Annotated in this window: 14 protein-coding genes; 1 reads left to right on the forward strand and 13 read right to left on the reverse strand. The window is 73.4% G+C overall.

Going from position 1 to position 18,361, the window contains the following annotated elements:
- Positions 1 to 2: 2 nt before the first annotated feature.
- From ACZ6WH_RS00455 to ACZ6WH_RS00495, 9 genes are all read right to left on the reverse strand, one after another.
- The gene (locus ACZ6WH_RS00455) at positions 3 to 1,223 is read right to left on the reverse strand and encodes a type III PLP-dependent enzyme (protein ID WP_469724878.1); all 1,221 of its coding nucleotides are present in this window, start codon (positions 1,221 to 1,223) and stop codon (positions 3 to 5) included.
- Positions 1,223 to 3,001, reverse strand: coding sequence for an IucA/IucC family protein (locus tag ACZ6WH_RS00460; RefSeq protein ID WP_469724880.1), 1,779 nt, complete (start codon positions 2,999 to 3,001; stop codon positions 1,223 to 1,225). Before ACZ6WH_RS00460 ends, ACZ6WH_RS00455 begins: the two co-directional genes overlap by 1 nt.
- A complete protein-coding gene (locus ACZ6WH_RS00465; RefSeq protein ID WP_469724881.1) occupies positions 3,001 to 4,254 on the reverse strand; it encodes an MFS transporter in 1,254 nt (417 codons plus the stop codon). The genes ACZ6WH_RS00460 and ACZ6WH_RS00465 overlap by 1 nt, the downstream gene beginning before the upstream one ends.
- Positions 4,251 to 6,077, reverse strand: coding sequence for an IucA/IucC family protein (locus tag ACZ6WH_RS00470; protein ID WP_469724883.1), 1,827 nt, complete (start codon positions 6,075 to 6,077; stop codon positions 4,251 to 4,253). Before ACZ6WH_RS00470 ends, ACZ6WH_RS00465 begins: the two co-directional genes overlap by 4 nt.
- A complete protein-coding gene (locus ACZ6WH_RS00475) occupies positions 6,074 to 7,264 on the reverse strand; it encodes an ATP-grasp domain-containing protein (RefSeq protein WP_469724885.1) in 1,191 nt (396 codons plus the stop codon). The genes ACZ6WH_RS00470 and ACZ6WH_RS00475 overlap by 4 nt, the downstream gene beginning before the upstream one ends.
- Positions 7,265 to 7,351: 87 nt before the next feature.
- Positions 7,352 to 8,362 (reverse strand): ABC transporter substrate-binding protein, encoded by a 1,011-nt coding sequence (locus tag ACZ6WH_RS00480; protein WP_469724887.1) that lies wholly within the window; start codon positions 8,360 to 8,362, stop codon positions 7,352 to 7,354.
- 81 nt (positions 8,363 to 8,443) lie between these two features.
- Positions 8,444 to 9,259, reverse strand: a complete 816-nt coding sequence (locus tag ACZ6WH_RS00485; RefSeq protein ID WP_469724889.1) for an ABC transporter ATP-binding protein — start codon at positions 9,257 to 9,259, stop codon at positions 8,444 to 8,446.
- On the reverse strand, positions 9,256 to 10,317 hold the full coding sequence (locus ACZ6WH_RS00490; RefSeq protein WP_469724891.1) for a FecCD family ABC transporter permease: 1,062 nt from the start codon (positions 10,315 to 10,317) through the stop codon (positions 9,256 to 9,258). Before ACZ6WH_RS00490 ends, ACZ6WH_RS00485 begins: the two co-directional genes overlap by 4 nt.
- Positions 10,314 to 11,294, reverse strand: a complete 981-nt coding sequence (locus ACZ6WH_RS00495) for a FecCD family ABC transporter permease (RefSeq protein ID WP_469726194.1) — start codon at positions 11,292 to 11,294, stop codon at positions 10,314 to 10,316. The genes ACZ6WH_RS00490 and ACZ6WH_RS00495 overlap by 4 nt, the downstream gene beginning before the upstream one ends.
- 248 nt (positions 11,295 to 11,542) lie before the next feature.
- Here ACZ6WH_RS00495 and ACZ6WH_RS00500 point away from each other — a divergent pair, with 248 nt between their 5' ends.
- A complete protein-coding gene (locus ACZ6WH_RS00500; protein WP_469724893.1) occupies positions 11,543 to 12,322 on the forward strand; it encodes a GNAT family N-acetyltransferase in 780 nt (259 codons plus the stop codon).
- 15 nt (positions 12,323 to 12,337) lie between these two features.
- Here the strand turns inward: ACZ6WH_RS00500 and ACZ6WH_RS00505 are convergent, their stop codons facing one another.
- The 4 genes from ACZ6WH_RS00505 to ACZ6WH_RS00520 are packed head-to-tail and all read right to left on the reverse strand — an operon-like array spanning position 12,338 to position 18,361.
- Positions 12,338 to 15,373: an alpha-mannosidase gene (locus tag ACZ6WH_RS00505; protein ID WP_469724895.1), complete on the reverse strand. Its 3,036-nt coding sequence runs from the start codon at positions 15,371 to 15,373 to the stop codon at positions 12,338 to 12,340.
- A 31-nt stretch (positions 15,374 to 15,404) separates the two neighbouring features.
- Positions 15,405 to 16,625, reverse strand: coding sequence for a glycoside hydrolase 5 family protein (locus tag ACZ6WH_RS00510; protein WP_469724897.1), 1,221 nt, complete (start codon positions 16,623 to 16,625; stop codon positions 15,405 to 15,407).
- A 30-nt stretch (positions 16,626 to 16,655) separates the two neighbouring features.
- Complete coding sequence (locus ACZ6WH_RS00515; protein WP_469726196.1) at positions 16,656 to 17,441, reverse strand: carbohydrate ABC transporter permease; 786 nt, start codon at positions 17,439 to 17,441, stop codon at positions 16,656 to 16,658.
- 41 nt (positions 17,442 to 17,482) lie between these two features.
- Positions 17,483 to 18,361: a carbohydrate ABC transporter permease gene (locus ACZ6WH_RS00520; protein ID WP_469724899.1), complete on the reverse strand. Its 879-nt coding sequence runs from the start codon at positions 18,359 to 18,361 to the stop codon at positions 17,483 to 17,485.

Consider the following 18,361-nt stretch of genomic DNA (forward strand, 5'->3'; position numbering starts at 1 on the left):
GCTCAGGCCTCCTCGGGTGCGCCCAGGAAGTGGAAGCCGGGGCGCGGGTGCATGAGGAAGTCGTGGTGCGAGATGTTCCAGGCGTACGCCCCGGCCATCCCGAACGCCACCCGGTCGCCCGCCCGCAGCCCGGCCGCCGGCACGCCCCGCGCGAGCAGGTCCTTCGGTGTGCACAGCTGGCCGGTCAGGGTCACCCGGTCGCCGCTCGCCGCCGGGCGGGGCCAGGGGTGCGGCCAGGGCGCGTCGGTGGGCAGGACGGTGCAGGGCTGGTCGTGGCCTTTGGTGGCGGGGGTGCGCAGGTGGTGGGTGCCGCCGCGGACCACGGCGAACTCCTCGCCGTGGCTGCGCTTCACGTCCAGCACCTCGGTGACGTACCAGCCGCAGTACGCGGTGAGCGCGCGGCCCGGTTCGATGCGCAGCGTCAGCTCCGGGTGGGCGTCGGCGAGCCGGGCCAGTCCGGCGCCGTACGCCGCCCAGTCGAAGCGGCGCTCCGGGTGGTCGTAGTCGACGGCCATGCCGCCGCCGACGACCACCTCGCGGAGCGGGACGCCGTGCCGGGCGGCCAGTCCGGTGGCCCACGCGACGACCGACCCGGCGACCGCGAGCTGCTCGGCCGCCTCCAGGCCGCTGGCCAAGTGGGCGTGTACGCCGCGGAGTTCGAGGTGCGGGTAGGTGTCGTCGGTGAGCAGCCGTACGGTCTCTTCGGCCTCGTCCGGGTCGTGACCGAAGGGGGTGGGGCGGCCGCCCATCGCGAGCGGGACGCCGTCCAGGGAGCCGTCGCCGACCGCCAGGTTGACGCGCGGCAGGACGGCGATGCGGCGGCCCGGGGCGTGCCGCGTGGCCAGTTCGGCGAGCATGTGCAGCTCGTACCGGCTCTCCACGTGGAACCGCTCGACACCGGTGGTCAGCGCCTCGGTGATCTCGGCGGGGGTCTTGCCGGGGCCGCCGAAGGCCAGCGGGGGACCGGGCACGGCCTTGCGTACGTGGGTCAGCTCGCCGCCGGAGGACACCTCGTAGCCGTGCACGTAAGGGCGGAGCGCGGCCAGGATCTCCGGCTCGGGGTTGGCCTTGGCCGCGTAGTACAGCTCGACGCGGTCGGGCAGGGCCGCCCGGACCTGGGCGGCGTGCTCCCGCAGGGCCGTCAGGTCGTACACGTAGGCGGGCAGGTCCTCGGCGCCGAGCGAGCGGGCGCGGTCGCGGACCGCGGGGGTGGGCGGGGTCATCACACGTTCCCGGTGGTGGTGGCGGAAAGAACGGACTCGGCCAGCGGCGAGGGCAGTTGGACGTAACCGGCCTCGCGGTCGGCCTTGCGCGCCCAGCGGGTGAGCAGGTTGGCCTTGGCGGGCAGTGGCACGCCGGCGAGCAGCGCGGCCAGCCGGGGCGGGCAGCCGTGCCGGTCGGCGTGGTGCTGGAGGGTGCGGCGCACCTGGGCCCACAGCTCGGCCTCGGCTCCGGGGTGCAGGTCGGCGAGGGCGGCGAGCAGTTCGGAGACGTGGTTGACCAGCAGGCAGTACACGACGCGGTCCCAGCCGCGCTGCGCGTCGTACGTCAGGGGCGCGGCGATCTCGGGCGGCAGCGCGGCGAGGGTGTCCTCGTGCTGCTCGGGGACGAGCTTGGTGCCCTCCAGGTCGCGCAGCAGCACCTGCGCGGGCATGCCGTCGCCGTCGACGCAGATCAGTACGTTCTGGAGGTGCGGCTCGAAGACCAGGCCGTGGTCGAAGTACGCGGCCAGCACCGGCGGGACGAGGAGGTCGAGGTAGGCGGCCCACCACTTCAGCGCGGTCGCCGCGTCCGCCCCCGCCAGCAGCCGGGAGACGTGCGCTTCGCTCGACGGGTACTCGTCGGCGACGGCGGCGGCCAGCAGCGGGGTGGTGCCGGGCAGCAGGCGCCGGGACAGCCCCTCGCGGACGATCACGCCGAAGCCTTCGAGGAGCGCGGTGTCGGCAGCGCCGTCCGGGCCGGGGAGGGCGAGGCTGCGGTACGCGGGCTCGCGGAGCACCGCGCAGCCGGGGAAGCGGGCGGCCAGGTGGTCCAGGACCGGGGCCAGCAGCCGGGTGAGCGCCACCGCGCCGGACAGCTCGTAACTGGCGTTCTTGCGGAGGCAGTTGGTGATCCGGACGTTCAGGCTGAACTTCAGGAAGGTGTCGGGCGCGTAGAGCGTGCGGACCGAGGCGGTCGCGGCGTAGGGCTGCTCGCCGGTGCCCAGGACGCGGATGTCGTCGCGGTCCAGTGCCTCCTGGAGCGCCGGGTGGTCGCGCAGCAGCTCGTACTGCCAGGGGTGCGCGGGCAGCAGCCGGTAGCCCTCGGGCACGGACACGCCGAACGCGTCCAGGGGCACCGTGCCGTCGGGCGCCGCGGCCTCCTCGGTGATCAGCTCCTCCCGGACGGCGAGCAGCAGCAGCGGGAAGGATCCGCCGGTCTCGGGCGCGTACTCCTGCCAGGCCCCGGGGTCACCGGTGCGGGCCTTGGGGGTGGGGTGGAAGCGGTGGCCGAGCAGCAGGGACTGCTCGGAGGCCAGGTAGGTGTCATGCCAGGCGGCACCGTTCCCGGCGGGTCCGGAACGGTCCGGGTCCGGTGCGGTGCGGCCGGCCAGCGCCGCGGCGGTGGCCTGGTGGCTGGCCGCGACCTGGGCCAGGAACTCGTCGTTGTCCACGCCGGTGCGCAGCGTCAGCTCGGCGTGTACGTATTCGGCCAGCCGTGCCCAGCCGACCTCGGCCCAGTCATCGCCGTCCTGCTCGGCCACGGGGCCGGTGAAGCGGTGGGCGCCGATCAGCGACGTGCGGCGCAGCGCGACGCGCAGCAGGACGCCGCGGCGGGGCAGCCGGAGGAGCAGGTGGCCGCGGTCGACGGCGGTCTGGTGCTCCGGGCCCGAGACCTCGCGGAGCAGGCAGTTCAGCAGGGTGTGGGCCACGGCGTGGTCGGCGCCGGGCAGCCCGGCGGGAGACGCGGTGGCCGGGGAATCGGCCCGCTCGGTAGCGGTGGAATGCGTCAGCGGAGGCATCAAAGGCTCCTGCGAGTAGCGGAAAGACGACGGAAGAGAGGGGGGAGGGCGGTCGCGAGCACGGTGGCCACGGCGATCGCGGTGCCGATGAACAGCGGCGCGGACGGTCCGAACAGGCCGTTGCCGGCCGCGGCGGCCAGGCCGGCGGCGACCGCACCGGCCTTGGAGAAGAACTCGATCGAGCCGAACAGCCCGCCGGGCGCACGGCCCTTGGCGCAGTCGGCGGCCAGTACGGACATGCAGACCAGACCGAGGGTGAGGCCCACGCCGAGCAGCAGGCGGACGGTGAAGAACGCGGGGAGCGAGTCGGCCGGGCCGTGCCCGGCCGAGCCGAGCGCGATGCAGGCGAAGCCGAGCGCGATGCCGAGCCGTGGCCGGGTGCGGAACGCGTCGTGCACCGCCATCGCGCCCACCAGGTAGCACATGTGCGGCAGCGCGAAGAGGACGCCGGACACCATCGATCCGGTCCCCGGTATCCGCTCCTTGATGAGGGAGATGAGGTACGGGAAGGAGATCACCGTCGAGAAGACGAAGGCGAACTCCAGCGCGAGCAGGGCCCGCAGCGCGCCGGTGCTGCCCCGCTGGGGTGCCGTGGCGGCGTCCGCAGCCGGTTCCCCGGCGGTTTCCGTACGGTCCCGGTTCGGCTCCGGCAGCGCCGCCAGCATCGCGGCGGCGGCCAGGGGAAGCACCGCGAGCAGCGCGTACTGCCGGTGCGGCGAGAGCCAGGGCGACAGCGCGCCGACCACGATGGGCGCGAAGACCAGCGCGGCCCGCGCACTGCCCTGCATCAGCGTCAGCGCCTTGGACAGCGCGGGCCCCTCCAGCGCGGCGCCGAGGTAGCCGTTGGACGCGGCGAACGTGCCGCCCAGGATGCCCTGGAGCACCAGCGCCGCGGTGAAGGTGGCGAGCGAGTCGGCCCAGCCCGCGAGCAGGAACGCCGCGGCCAGCCCCAACTGGGCGCGCAACAGCAGCCGTTTGCGGCCGAACCGGTCGGCCAGCCGCCCCCACAGCGGGGCGCCGAGCCCGCCGAAGACGGTCGGCACGATGTAGAGCAGGCCGGCCCAGCGGGCGGCGCCGTCGCCGAGGTCCGGCAGGATCTCGGTCAGGTACGGCGGCAGCCCGAGTGCGGCGAAGGAGGCCACGAAGTAGCAGCCGGCCACGGCGTGCACCTGGCGGCGGCCGAGGCGTGGCGCGGCAGGGGGCTCGGGCGCAGGGGCGGGTGCCTGGACCGGCTGGGGTGCGGTGGTGCTCATCTCATGCCCCCCGTCGGCAGCAGGTAGTTGGGTCCGTTGGTGTAGTGCTTGTTGATGTCGGCGGCGCCCGAGCGCTCCTTCGACAGCAGCGTGCCGGCGCTGACCATGGCCTTGACCGGCAGGTGCGGGGCGTCCAGCAGCCGTGCGCGCAGCGCGGCGCCGGGTTCGCCGGGGCCGGTGCCCAGCCGCTCGACGGCCTCGGCGAGGCGGTCGCGTACCAGGCCGAGCAGCCGCTCCAGCGGCGCGCGGCCGTGCCGGGCCAGCCCGAAGGCGTAGGACCCCGCGCACAGGTGGACGGTGATGGTGGCGAGCATGTCGATCACCGGGCCGTCGTCCTCGCCGAAGATCCGCGGGTCGGCGAAGTCCGCCGGGTCCGGCGCGTCGGCGCCCAGCCGCTCCCGCAGCCGTACGGTGTTGATGCGCGGCGCGTCGTTGTCCTTGAACAGCAGCCGCAGCCGGGTCCCGGCCGCGTCCGTGCGGTCCAGCACCAGCGAGATGTTCTGCTGGTGGGACTCCAGGCCGATGCCGTAGCCGAACAGTGTGGTCTGCCAGTCGAACAGCAGGGTCAGGAAGGCGTCGAGCAGCGCGAGCGGGTCGCCGCCGTAGAACCGGTCGGCGAGCGCGTCGATCACCAGCCGCTCGCCGGGCGCCGGGGCCAGCAGGGCGGCCATCGGGACGACGGCACTGCCGTCCAGGCCCGCCGGGTAGCGGCGGCACAGCGCGGCCAGCAGTTCGTGCCCGGCGTGCGCGTACACCGTCTCGTCGGCCTGGAGCACCGTCGCGCGGAACCGCGGCTCGCGGGCGAGCACCGATTCCAGCAGCGCCTGGCCCGCCGCGCCGTCGATCAGCGTACGGGGCTTGATGGTGCGCCGGTTGCGCAGTCCGAGCGTGGCGGTGGCCAGCGGCAGCTTCAGGTGCACCTGCGGGTCGGCGTCCAGTGCCACGGTCCGCATCGACAGCGTCGGTACGGCGCCCAGCCAGGCGTGTTCCGACAGCACCGCGTCCCCGGCCAGCCCGGTCTCGCGCAGCGCGCCGTCCAGCGGCTCGCCGAGCGCCAACGGGTGCACGGGCAGCGCGACATGGCTGCCGTCCAGGTCGGGCCGTGCCAGGTCGGCGGGCAGCGGCCAGCAGGCGGGCAGCGCCTCCTCGCCGCCGGCCACGGTGACCTCGGCCCGCGGCAGCAGCAGCCAGCGCAGCGCGAATCCCGGGTGGAACTCCGGTGCGTACGACCGCAGTTGCTGCTCGTCGAGGCCGGAGCGGCCGCGCGAGGTCGGGTACACCGGGTGGTCGAGGCGGGCCGCGAGCGCGTCGTACGCGAGCCCGGCGGTCAGCCCGGCCCAGCGGCCGGCGTCCGGCCCGTGCCGGTCCGTCAGCGCCTCGTTCAGCTCGTCGTGCGTGGCGGTGTGCAGCCGCAGCGTCTCCAGGGTCTGCCGGCACTCCGCGGCGAAGGCGTCGAAGCCCTCGTGGTCGAGCGGGTCGGCGAGCGCCCGCAGCGCCGTGAGGACATCGTCCAGCGAGGTCAGCCGGGTGCCGTCGGACTCCCGGACGAGCAGCGGCAGCCGCGCTGCGTACTCGGCCTGGTAGCCGTCGGGCGCGAGCGGCAGCAGCAGCGCGTCGGCGGCCTCTTCGGCTTCGCCGGTCGCGGCGGTCCCGGCGGGCAGCCGCAGCCACGGCCCGTCCGGGCGTTCCAGCACGGTGCTCCGGGTCCGCAGGCCCACCACGTCCTCGCGCAGCAGTGCGCTGAGCACCCGCACCAGCAGCTCGTGCTCCTCCGGCCCGCCGGCCGCCTCGGGCACGGTCAGGGTCTCGGCCGTCGCGGTCATGGGGTGATCTCCCAGCGCTCGGCGGCGAAGAACGCCGCGGCGGCCCGTGCCACGGCCTCCGGGTCACGGCCCGTGGCCCGCAGCACGCCCAGGTAGTCGCGGTTGGTGCGGTGGTACGGGTGCTCGGTGCCGAGCGCGCGCAGCGGACGGTACGTCAGGTGGACGCCGTCGGTCGTGCGGTCCAGCGCGCCGGGCGCGGCGGTAAGGGTGCCGGCCCGGTCGGCCAGGGCGTACTCCACCCGCGCCGCGGCGTCCGTCCGCGCGCCGAGGTCGGCCGGCAGCGGCTCGCCCAGGTGCGTGCGGAGGATGAGTTCGAAGAGCGGGATGTCGAGGACCTCGGCCAGCATCAGGTCGCACTGGTCGCCGATGGCGCGGTAGTTGACCTCGATGAGCCGGGCGCGGCCCTCGTGCACCACGAACTCGGTGTGGCAGGCGCCGAGCCCGACGCCCAGCGCGTCCAGCTGGGCCAGTATCTGCGCCGTGACCGGCTCCGGGTGGGCCGCGACGAAGTCGTGCCGCATCTCGATGAAGGTGGGGGGAGCGGAGATCCTGCTGCGGAAGCCGCCGAGGACGTGCCGGGTCCGGCCGTCGCCCAGCGTCTCCAGCGTGTACAGCTCGCCCGCCAGGTACTCCTCGGCGACCAGCGCCGCGTCCGGGCGCCGGGAACGTATCTCCTTCGCGCGCTCGACGAGTTCGCCGGGCCCGTCGGCCAGCATGACGTCCTCGCTGGCCACACCTTCGCGGGGCTTGACCACGCACGGGTAGGGGAGATCCGCATCGGCCAGCGCGGCCGGGTCCTGGCCGGGTGCGAGCTGCGCCGACCGTACGGTGTCGACGCCGGCCGCGGCGAGGTGGCGGCGCATCTCGGCCTTGTTCTTGGCGCGCAGCGTGGCCCGCCAGTCCTTGCCGGGCAGCCCGAAGTACGCGGCGGCCAGCGCGGCCTGGGTCTGGAGGTGGTCGCTGTTGGTGAAGACCGCGTCGGCGGGTGCGTGCGCGGCGATCAGGCTGATCACGGCGCGGACGTCGTGGACGTCGCACTCCAGGCTTTCTATGTGCGGATATTTCTCCTGGTGAGCGGCGGGCTGGTCCGTCAGGACGGTGACATCGAGGCCGAGGCGGGCGGCTGCGGGGAGGAAGCCGTCCGTGACCGAGTCGGTGGGGTTGAGCGCGAGCAGGTACAGGCGCATGAGCGGAGACCCCTTCAGGTTCGGGGGTGGTGCGGGGACGTGCGGGGTGCGGGGGCGGGCCGGGGGACACGGCCCGCCCCCGGCAGGTCACTTCTTCGGCAGCTCGACGCCGGTGGCCTTCGCCACGTCGGCGAGCATGTGCTCGGCGGCCTGGATGCCGATGCCGGACATCCAGGTCTCGTCCGGTACCTCGAAGACCTTCTTGTCCTTGACGGCGGGCAGGTCCTTCCAGACCGGGTTGGACGTCACGTCCTTCTTCTGCGTCTTGGACGGGGTGTCCGCGACGGTCACGAAGACCAGGTCGGCGTCGGCCTTGTCGATCTGCTCGGGGCTGACGTCGAGCATCGGCTTCTCGGGGTCGGTGGAGCTCTGCGACTTCGGGCGCTCCAGGCCGATGTCGTCCAGGACGACGCCGCTGAAGGAGGACTTCTGGTACAGGCGGGTCGGTCCGGCGATGAAGCGGACGACGGAAGCGGAGGGCATCTTGCCGTCCTTCTTCTCGATGGCCTCACCGAGGTGCTTCGCACGCTCCTCGTAGCTCTTCATGGCCGCGGCGGCCTGCTTCTCCTTGCCCAGCGCCTTGGCGTGGACCTTGAGGTTGGCCTTCCAGGGGCCGCCGGTCGTCTCGGTGAAGACGGTGGGGGCGACGGCCTTGAGCTTGTCGTAGACCTTCTCGTGCCGGACCTTGGAGGACAGGATCAGGTCCGGCTTGAGGGAAGCGATCTTCTCCAGGTTGGGCTCCAGGAGCGGGCCGACGTCGGTGACGCCGTCGATCTTGCCCTTGAGGTAGCTGGGGAAGCCGCCCTCGGTCTTCATGTGCGGCGAGACCGCGCCGACCGGCTTGACGCCGAGCATGGTGGCGTCGTCCAGCTCGCCGGTGTCCAGGACCACGACGCGCTTCGGCTGTGCGGGGACCTCGACCTTGCCCATCGCGGTGTCGAGCGTGCGCGGGAAGGCGCCGGACGCGTCGCCGGCCTTCGCGTCGCCGCCTTCGGACTTCGTGCCGCCGCAGGCTGCGAGCGCCGCGGTGCCCAGGACGACGGCGAGCAGCGCCGCGAGCAGCCGGACGAGGCCGCGGAAAGTGGGTCTGTTGGACATGAACTTCTGTCCTTGCTGTGAGCGGAATAGGGACGGTGTGGGGGGTGACACCGTGGGGGGTGGGGACTTCGGGGCCGGCGGTCAGACCGACAGGGGGGCGGCGCGCCGTACCGGGCGGCCCTTGGGGACGACGAGCGGGGTGCCGGTCTCCGGGTCGGGGATCACCCGGCAGTCCACGTCGAAGACGGATTTGACCAGTTCCGCGTCGAGTACGTCGGCGGGGGCGCCGGCCGCGGCCAGCTGCCCGTCCTTGAGGACCACGAGGTGGTCCGCGTAACGGGCGGCCTGCCCGAGGTCGTGCAGCACCATCACCACGGTGCGGCCCGCCTCGGAGTGCAGTTCGGCGACCAGGTCGAGCACGTCGAGCTGGTGCCGCAGGTCCAGGAAGGTGGTGGGCTCGTCGAGCAGCAGCAGGTCGGTGTCCTGGGCGAGTGCCAGGGCGATCCAGGCGCGCTGCCGCTGGCCCCCGGAGAGCCGGTCGACGGGCTGGTGGCGGAGAGCGGTGGTGCCGGTGCGCTCCAGCGCCTCGTCCACCGCCGCCTGGTCCTTGGCCGACCACGGGGCGAGCAGCTTCTGGTGCGGGTAGCGGCCGAGCCGTACCAGCGCCTCGACGGTGATCGCGTCGGGTGTGACCGGCTGCTGGGGGAGCAGGCCGAGCCGCAGCGCGAGCGCCTTGGCCGGCATCCGGTGGATGTCGGCGCCGTCGAGGGTGACGGTGCCGGCGGCCGGGGCGAGCAGCCGGGTGAGGCCGCGCAGCAGAGTGGACTTGCCGCAGGCGTTGGGGCCGACGACGGCGGTCACGGCACCGCCGGGCAGTTCCAGGTCGAGGCCGCCGACGATCAGCCGGTCGCCGTAGCGCAGGTCGAGGCCGTGCGTGGAGAGCTGGTTGGCGGTCATCGGACACTCCTGTGGACGGAACTGCTCTGACGGATCATCAGCACCAGCAGCCAGGGCGCGCCCAGGGTGGCGGTGACCACCCCGACCGGCAGCCCGCCGACCGGCAGCAGGTGCTGCACCACCAGATCGGAGGCGAGCAGCAGGACGGCACCGGCGAGGCCGGTGAGGACCAGGGTCCCCGCGGTCGGTGGACCGGCGAGGAACCGCACCAGGTGCGGGACGGCCAGCGCGACGAACGCGACCGGACCGGAGAGCGCGGCGGCCAGCGAGGCCAGCGCCACCGCGGTGACCAGGACCTGGAGGCGGGCGGTGTCGGTGTTGACGCCCAGCGCGCCGGCCGAGTCGTCGCCGAGGTCGAGCACGGACAGCTTCCGGTGCAGGAGGAAGGCGGCGGCCAGTGCGATCAGCACGGCAGTGCCCGCGGCCCACACCTGCGTCCAGGTCCGCCCGTACACCGACCCGGTGGTCCACTGGAGCGCGGAGCCGGCCAGCTCGGTGGGGAAGCGTACGACCATGAAGTTGACCGCGGCGGTCAGGCCCGCCTGGACGGCGAGGCCCACCAGCACCAGCCGGGTGGCGCTGACGCCGGAGCGCCAGCCGAACACCCCGAGGAGTACGGCGGCCAGCAGCCCGCCGCCGAGCGCGGCCGGCGGGATCAGCGCCTGGGAGGCACCGGTGGCGAGCATCGCGACCGCGCCGAAGGAGGCGCCGCCGGTCACGCCCATCACGTCGGGTGAGGCGAGCGGGTTGCGGAACATCCGCTGGAGCAGCGCGCCGGCCACCGCGAGGCCCGCGCCGGCGATGACCGCTGCGGCCATGCGCGGGGCGCGGAACTGCTGGACGATCAGCACGTCGGCGCCGTCGCCGAGGCCGACCAGCCCCTTGAGCGCGGCGTCCGCCGGCAGCGGTATCTCGCCGATCGCCACCGCGCAGGTGACCAGTGACAGCAGCACGACGAGGGCGATGCAGGACAGCAGGAGGGTGCGGCGGGCGGAGTGCGCGGGCGCGGCCGCGGGCGGCGCGACGGCACGCGCCTCGGTGCGTACGACGTTGCTCACCGGGCCACCTTCCGTGCCAGCACGGCCAGGAGGGGCGCGCCCAGGAAGGCGCTGATGATGCCGACCTGGAGTTCGGAGGGCCGGATGACGATCCGGCCGAGGATGTCGGCGGTGAGCAGCAGCAGCGGTCCCGCGATGAGGCAGCCGGGCACCAGCATCCGGTGGTCGGAGCCGAGCAGCTGCCGTACGAGGTGCGGCGCGGCCAGGCCGATGAAGGCGATGGGCCCCGCCACGGCGACCGCGGAGCCCGCGAGCAGCACCACCGCGAGACCGCCGGCCAGCCGGATGCGGGAGACCGGCACGCCGAGCGCCTGCGCGGAGTCGTCGCCCAGCGCGAGGGTGTTGAGCGCCGGGGCGATCGCCAGCGCGACGACGAGGCCGATGACGAGGGTGGGCAGCATCGGAACGAGCATGTCGAGGGGACGTTCCGCCAGCGAACCGGCGAGCCAGAAGCGGGCCTCGTCCAGCGATCGCTTGCTCGCCAGCATCACCGTCGACGTCCAGGAGACGAGGACCAGTTGGAGCACGGTGCCGCCCAGCGCGAGGCGTACGGGGTCCAGATCCCCGGCCCGGCGGGCGAGCGCCTGGGCGAAGAGCGCGGCGCAGGCTGCCCCCGCGAACGCGAACCAGACGTACTCCACGGGCCGGGTCAGATGGAACGCGAAGATGGCGATGACCACCGCGAAACCGGCGCCGTTGTTGATGCCCAGCGTCGTCGGGGAGGCGAGCGGGTTGCGGGTGATGCCCTGGACGACCGCGCCGGCCACGCCCAGCGCGGCGCCGACGGCGAGCCCCACGAGTGTGCGGGGCAGCCGCAGGCCCGTGACGGCGATGGCGTCACGGCTGTGCGCCTGCCCGGTCAGCGCGTCGATGACGGTGGGCAGCGGCACGGAACGCGCGCCCACGGCGAGGCTCAGCGCGGCGCACACGGCCAGCGCGCAGAGCCCGGCGAGAAGCAGGGGTACGCGACGCAGCAGCGACGGGACGCGTGCGCCGGCCGCCGGGGGAGCGGTAGCGGAAGGTTGGGACGTCAACACGCGTCGTTACGTTAGGTTAGGCAAACCTACGCTGCAAGCGAGCCGACTGGAATCAGTGAACTGTCCGCTTTGGTGCCCGGCGCGAGCAGCGTGGTCGCACACTCCATACCCGCGCTGCGCGCCGTATTCACCTCCCCCGGGGCGCAAATTCGGTTGTCCGGAAGCACGCTCCTTGCTGAAGTGTCCGGATGAATCACGAATCGGTGCTTGCGGAGTACGACCGGCGCATGCGACGGGACGCCCGGCCGGACGGCCCGGGCGCCCGCATCGAGCGGGTGGACGGCGTCGTCCGGCAGACCGCCGGCACCGCGGACGGCTGGCACGGCGTGCTCTGGTCGGACCTCACCACCGCCACCGTGGACGCCGCGATCACCGCCCAGATCGAGCACTTCACCGCGCTCGGCCGCGCCTTCGAGTGGAAGCTGCACGCCCACGACCGCCCGGCCTGCCTCGCCGAGCGGCTGCGCGCCGCGGGGTTCGAGCCCGAGGACGAGGAGACGCTGATGGTCGCCGAGACCGGCGCCCTGCCCACCGCCGTCGACCTCCCGGACGGCATTCGGCTCGAAACGGTCACCGGCCCCGCCGGCGTCGACCTCATGGTCGCCGTCCACGAACGGGTCTTCGGGCCCGGCCGCGCCCACTTCCGCACCCAGCTCCTCGACCGGCTCGCCGAGGCACCGGAGACGGTGGCGGCGGTGGTCGCGATGGCCGGCGACACCCCGGTGAGCGCGGCCCGCGCGGAACTGCCGCCCGATGCCCCCTTCGCCTCGCTCTGGGGCGGCGGCACCCTCCCGGAGTGGCGCGGCCGCGGCCTCTACCGCGCCCTGATCGCCCACCGCGTCCGCATCGCCGCAGCGCGCGGCCACCGCTACCTCCAGGTCGACGCCTCCGCCCAGAGCCGCCCCATCCTCCAGCGGCTCGGCTTCGCCGCACTCACGACCACCACGCCGTACGTCCACGGCGAGTGAGTCACCTCGTCCGAATCAATCCGCGACGCTGGCCAGTCGCAGGGTGACGATCTCGAACGGGTGGAGCGCCAGGTCCAGTACGCCGTCCTCGCACTCCTCCGCGCCGTCCCCGGCCGGCCGCTCCAGCAGATCGCACCGCACGGCGGACGCCACGGGGAACCCGCAGCTCAGCCGGGTGCGGACGCGCCCGCCGCGGGCCTCGTGCAGCCGTACCACCACATCCCCGCTGCCGTCGTCCGCGAGCTTGACCGCCGTGACGGTGACGGCGTCGTCGGCCACCGACACCAGCGGCTCCACCGCCGCCGCGCCCGCCACCCGCCGCTCCGGCAGGTTCAGCGCCCAGCCCTCCCGCACCGCGTCGCCGAGGCCCGCCCCCGGCACCAGCGCGCAACGGAAGCGGTGCACGCCCTGGTCGGTGCGCGGGTCGGGGAAGCGCGGCGCCCGCAGCAGGGACAGCCGTACGGTCGTGGTGGTGCCGCGGCCCGTCCCGCGAGCGGCGCGCGAGGCGTCATAGCCGTAACTCGAGTCCGTCACCAGCGCGATGCCCCAGCCGGGCTCCTCGACATGCACGAAGCGATGTGCGCACGCCTCGAACTTCGCCGCGTCCCAGCTGGTGTTGGTGTGCGTCGGCCGGTACAGGTGGCCGAACTGGGTCTCCGCCGCCACCCGGTCGGCGTGCACATCGAGGGGGAAGGCCGCCTTGAGGAACTTCTCCGTCTCGTGCCAGTCCACCTCCGTCGCGATCTCCAGCCGCGCCGCGCCCGGCGGCAGCGTCAGCACCTGCTCGACGGACGAGGCGCCGAACGTGCGCCGTACGCGGACGGCACCGGCCGTTCCTCCGTCCACCGCCGTCACCTCGTCCGCCTCGACGAGGTCCGTCACCGTGTTGCGGTAGAACTCGTCCACGTCCCAGGCGTCCCACATCGTCGGGAAGTCCTGGTGCAGCTGGAGCAGGTTGGCCGCCTTGCCCGGGGCGAGGGTCTCCCGCCCGGCCCGCAGGTCGTACAGCGAGACCAGCAGCCCACTGCCGTCGATACCGGCCCGCAACAGCCCGTTGTCCAGCACGTAGCCGCCGCCCGCGCGGGGCACGCAGCCGGTGCCGTTCGGCGCCTCCGGCGCGGGCCGCGCGCCGCGTGCCGGCACCCCCTCGCGGCCGTGCGGGGCCGCGTTGAACACCAGCGTGGTGCCCGCCGCCGGATCGCCCGCCAGCGCCCGCTGCGCGCCCCCGATCAGCTCCTCCAGCTCGGCCGCGATGCGCGCGTACCGCTCGGCCGCCTCCCGGTGCACCCACGCGATGGACGTACCCGGCAGGATGTCGTGGAACTGGTGCAGCAGCACCTCCTTCCACAGCCGGTCCAACTCCTCGTACGGGTACGGGTGGCCGGTCCGTACCGCCGCCGTCGCCGACCACAGCTCCGCCTCGTACAGCAGGTGCTCGCTGCGCCGGTTGCCCTGCTTCGTGCGGACCTGGCTGGTCAGCGTCGCGCGGTGCAGCTCCAGGTACAGCTCACCGGTCCACACCGGCGCGTCCGGGTACTCCGCGTGCGCCTTCTCGAAGAATTCGGCCGGCTTCTCGAACGTGACCCGGGCCGAGCCCTCCAGATCCGCCAGCCGCCGCGCCCGCGCCAGCATGTCGCGGGTCGTGCCGCCGCCCCCGTCGCCCCAGCCGGTCGGCGCCAGCGAGCGGGACGCCGCGCCCTTCTCGCGGAAGTTCCGGGCCGCGTGCGCGACCTCCTTGCCCGACAGCTGCGCGTTGTAGGTGTCCATCGGCGGGAAGTGCGTGAACACACGGGTGCCGTCCAGGCCCTCCCACCAGAAGGTGTGGTGCGGGAAGGAGTTGGTCCGGGACCAGGAGATCTTCTGCGTCAGGAACCACTTCGCACCGGCCTGCCGCACCAGCTGGGGGAGCGCCGCGGAGTACCCGAAGGTGTCCGGCAGCCACACCTCCTCCGTCTCGACCCCGAACTCCTCCATGAAGAACCGCTTGCCGTGCACGAACTGCCGCGCCAGCGCCTCGGAACCGGGCATGTTGGTGTCCGACTCCACCCACATCCCGCCCACCGGCACGAACCGGCCGTCCGCCACCGCCTTCTTCACCCGCGCGTACACCTCGGGCCGGTGCTCCTTGAGCCACGCGTACTGCTGTGCCTGCGACATCGCGTACACGAAGTCCGGCTCGTCCTCCAGCAGTGCCGTCATGTTGGACGCCGTACGCGCCACCTTCCGCACCGTCTCGCGCAGCGGCCACAGCCACGCCGAGTCGATGTGCGCGTGCCCGACCGCGCTGATCCGGTGCGCCGAGGCGTGGGCGGGTGCGGACAGCACCTCCGTCAGCTGCTCCCGGGCGCGGGCCGCGGTCCCGCCGATGTCCTGTAGGTCCACCGCGTCCAGCGCCCGCTCCACCGCGCGCAGGATCTCCCACCGGCGCGCCGTGTCCTCGCCCAGCTCGGCCATCAGCTGGCCCAGCACTTCGAGGTCGTGCGCCAGCTCCCACACGGTGGTGTCGAAGACGGCCAGGTCCATCCGGGCGAGCTTGTACTGCGGCACGTCACCGGCCGTCTCCCGGTCGCCCAGCTCGGTGGGGAGGAAGGGGTGGTAGTCGAGGATGACGGGGTTGGCGGACGCCTCGACGTGCAGCAGCACCTCCTCGCCACCGCGGGCGGGCGCCCCGATCCGCACCCACTGGTTCCGCGGGTTCAGCCCCTTCACCGGCGAGCCGTCCGGCCGGTACACCAGGCCCTCGCACTGGAAGCCCGGCATGTTCTCGTCGAAGCCCAGGTCGAGCAGGGCCTCCACGGTCCGCCCCGCCCACTCCTCGGGCACGGTGCCACGCACCGTGAACCAGCTGGTCCCCCATGGCGGGCCCCAGGGCGCGCCCGCCTCGATGGGGGTGCGCGGTGCGGCGATGCCCTCGGCGACCGGAACCGGTTCGCCGGGCGCGTGCCACACGCCGACGGTCAGCGGCACCGACTCCGGGTACACGGCGGGCCACAGGCGCTCTTCGAGTACCCGCTTCAGTCGGGCTTCGGTGGTGGTGCGGTGGTCGTGCATGGCGGTGGGGCTCCTCAGGACGGAGACGGGATCAGGCTTCTTCGGGGGTGCGTACTTCCGTGATGCCGCGCGCTTCCAAGTGGGCCGCGTCAGAGGAGAGTTCACGGCGTACGCAGGCGGGCCGCAGGCCGCGTTCCGCGAGCCGCATCCACGCCTCGAAGACCGGGCCGCCGGGCGCGCACGGCGTACCGCTCTCCACGGCGAGTGCGAGGGTGCGCGGCTCCGGGGTGTGCGGCGCGGCCCGCTCCTCCCGGACGGCATCGGCGAACGCCCCTCCCGCCGGCTTGACTTCGCGGTCGTTGGTCAGCAGCCCGAGGCTGTACTCCAGCTCGGGGAAGTCGGCCAGCGCCCGGTCCACGTCGTGCGAGCACCACCACGTGATGCCCCACAGGTCCGGGCAGTCCAGCGCGGCGCGCACGGTGTCACGGACGAACGCGGGCGCGTGCTCGGCCGGGATGTGCGGCGCGGGCGCGCCGACCTCCTGGAGCCACACCGGCCGGGCCGGGTCCGCCGCCCACGCCTTGGACAGCTCGATGAGGTACGCGGCGTGCTGCCCGGTGGCGGTGGACTCCCGCCCGTACCGCTGGGCCGTCCCGTTGAACACCCACGCGTGCACGGCGGTCAGCGCGCCGAGCGTGGCGGAGTGGGCCGGGGTGAACGGGTGCCCGTCGAGGTACCAGGCCGCGTCGTAGGAGGCGTGCAGGTGGCGGCGGTCCGGTGCGCCGCGCTCGCAGGCCGCCAGCATCCGCTCCAGCCAGGCGGTGGCCTGCGCGGGGGTGATGCGGTCGGGGTCGGGGTGCGGGGCGCCGGAGAACTGGTTGGTCTCGTTGCCGAGCGTCATGCCGAGGAAGTTGGGCCGGTCGGCGAGGGCAGCGGCCAGCGTCTCCAGGTACGCGGCCTGGCCGTCCAGCACGTCCGGGTCGGTGAAGAGGCTGCGGCGGTGCCAGGTGGTGGTCCAGGCGGGCACGAAGTCGAAGCTGGAGAGGTGGCCCTGGAGGCCGTCGACGGCGACGTCCAGGCCGCGTTCGGCGGCCGCGTCGGCGAGCGCGACCAACTGGTCCACGGCGCGCGGCCGGATCAGGGTGCGGTTGGGCTGGAAGAGCGGCCAGAGCGGGAAGACGCGTACGTGATCCAGGCCGAGCGCGGCGACGGAGTCCAGGTCGGCGCGGACCTCGTCCAGGTCGAAGTCGAGCCAGTGGTGGAACCAGCCGCGGGTGGGCGTGTAGTTCACGCCGAAGCGCAAGGGGTGCATACGCAGGGGTCCTGTCCCTTCGGTGGTGGGTCAGCCCTTGACCGCGCCCTCGCCGACGCCGCGGAAGAAGTACCGCTGGAGGCACGCGAACATCACGATCAGCGGAGCGACCGCGATGATGGTGCCGGCCGCGACCACGCGGGGCTTGTCGGCGAAGGTGCCGTGCAGGAAGTTCAGGCCGACGGTGAGGGTGAAGTGGTCCGGGTCGGAGAGGACGATCAGCGGCCAGAGGAAGTCGTCCCAGGCGCCCATGAAAGCGAAGATCGCGACGACCGCGAGGGTGCCCTTGACCGAGGGCAGCGCGATGCGCCGGAAGCGCTGCCACACGTTGGCGCCGTCGACGACGGCCGCCTCCTCGATCTCGTACGGGATCGCGCGGAAGGCGTTGCGCATCAGGAGTACGTTGAGCGCGCCGACGCTGCCGGGCAGGACCACGGCCACCAGGGTGTTGTTCAGGCCCAGGTCACGCATGGTGGTGAACTGCGCGATGATGATCGACTCCAGGGGCACGAGCAGTGCGGCGACGAAGGCCAGGCCGGCCGTGGTACGGCCGCGGAAGCGCAGCCGGGCCAGCGCGTAGCCGGCGAGCGAGGCGCCGAAGCAATTGGTGAGGACGTTGGCGGCCGCGACCTTCAGTGAGTTCAGCGCGTAGTCCCACACCGGGATGATGCGGGCCACCTCGCCGTAGTTGGCGAGTGTGGGGTCGTGCGGGACGAAGGAGGGCGGCGAGGGATAGATGTTCTCGCCCGGACCCTTGAGTGAGGTGGACAGCTGCCACAGGAAGGGGCCGACGGAGATCGCCAGCACGGCGAGCATCAGCACGTAGCGCACGATCCGCTCCGTGCGGCCGACGCGGGTCACGCGGTCTTCTCCTTACGGTCGGCGCGCAGCACCAGCAGCATCAGCAGCAGGGCGATGCAGAAGATGACGAGGGACAGGGCGGAGGCGTAGCCGACCCGCCCGGACAGCCCGGTGCCGGAGCGCTGGACGAGCATCACCAGCGTGCTGTCCTCACCGGCCGGGCCGCCGGTCGGCCCGGCCAGCAGGTACACCTCGGAGAACACCTTGAAGGCGGCGACCGAGGAGAGCGCGCCGACCAGCACCATCGTGGAGCGCACCGCGGGCACGGTGACGGTGGTGAAGCGGCGCAGCGGCCCCGCCCCGTCAACGGCGGCGGCCTCGTGCAGCTCCTTGGGCACCTGCGCCAGGGCCGCCAGATAAATGATCATGTAGTAGCCGAGGCCCTTCCACACGGTGAGGGCCATCGCGCACAGCAGCACCAGCCAGGCGTCCCCGAGAAAGGACACCGGGCCCGCGCCCACCACCTCCAGCATGCTGTTGAGCAGCCCGCGGTCGTCCAGCATCCACACCCAGATCAGCGCGACGACGACCACGGACGCCACCACGGGCGTGTAGAAGGCGGCCCGGAAGAACACCACGCCCTTCAGCGGCTTCTCCACCAGCAGGGCCACCAGCAGCGGCAGCAGCACCGTGCAGGGCACCACGACCACCACGTACAGGAAGCTGTTGCGCAGTGCCGTCCAGAACTGCGGGTCGTGCAGCATCTCCTGGAAGTTGCGCAGCCCCACCCACACACCGGGGGTGAGCGTGCGCGCGTCGGTGAAGGCGTGCTGCACCGTGCTGAGAAAGGGGTACAGGACGAAGGCCGCGACCACCGCCAGGCCGGGCAGCAGGAAGAGCCAGGGGCTGGCCGCGCGATGGGTACGTGCGCTCAT

The organism is Streptomyces sp. NPDC050806, from assembly GCF_055586425.1.

What these genes read in the sequence shown, in the direction of transcription:
- ACZ6WH_RS00470 (WP_469724883.1), bottom strand. Translation starts at nt 6,077, where the DNA reads ATGACCGCGACGGCCGAGACCCTGACCGTGCCCGAGGCGGCCGGCGGG.
- ACZ6WH_RS00455 (WP_469724878.1), bottom strand. Translation starts at nt 1,223, where the DNA reads ATGACCCCGCCCACCCCCGCGGTCCGCGACCGCGCCCGCTCGCTCGGC.
- ACZ6WH_RS00475 (WP_469724885.1), bottom strand. Translation starts at nt 7,264, where the DNA reads ATGCGCCTGTACCTGCTCGCGCTCAACCCCACCGACTCGGTCACGGAC.
- ACZ6WH_RS00505 (WP_469724895.1), bottom strand. Translation starts at nt 15,373, where the DNA reads ATGCACGACCACCGCACCACCACCGAAGCCCGACTGAAGCGGGTACTC.
- ACZ6WH_RS00460 (WP_469724880.1), bottom strand. Translation starts at nt 3,001, where the DNA reads ATGCCTCCGCTGACGCATTCCACCGCTACCGAGCGGGCCGATTCCCCG.
- ACZ6WH_RS00510 (WP_469724897.1), bottom strand. Translation starts at nt 16,625, where the DNA reads ATGCACCCCTTGCGCTTCGGCGTGAACTACACGCCCACCCGCGGCTGG.
- ACZ6WH_RS00485 (WP_469724889.1), bottom strand. Translation starts at nt 9,259, where the DNA reads ATGACCGCCAACCAGCTCTCCACGCACGGCCTCGACCTGCGCTACGGC.
- ACZ6WH_RS00520 (WP_469724899.1), bottom strand. Translation starts at nt 18,361, where the DNA reads ATGAGCGCACGTACCCATCGCGCGGCCAGCCCCTGGCTCTTCCTGCTG.
- ACZ6WH_RS00500 (WP_469724893.1), top strand. Translation starts at nt 11,543, where the DNA reads ATGAATCACGAATCGGTGCTTGCGGAGTACGACCGGCGCATGCGACGG.
- ACZ6WH_RS00465 (WP_469724881.1), bottom strand. Translation starts at nt 4,254, where the DNA reads ATGAGCACCACCGCACCCCAGCCGGTCCAGGCACCCGCCCCTGCGCCC.
- ACZ6WH_RS00515 (WP_469726196.1), bottom strand. Translation starts at nt 17,441, where the DNA reads ATGCTCGCCGTGCTGGCGATCTCCGTCGGCCCCTTCCTGTGGCAGCTG.
- ACZ6WH_RS00480 (WP_469724887.1), bottom strand. Translation starts at nt 8,362, where the DNA reads ATGTCCAACAGACCCACTTTCCGCGGCCTCGTCCGGCTGCTCGCGGCG.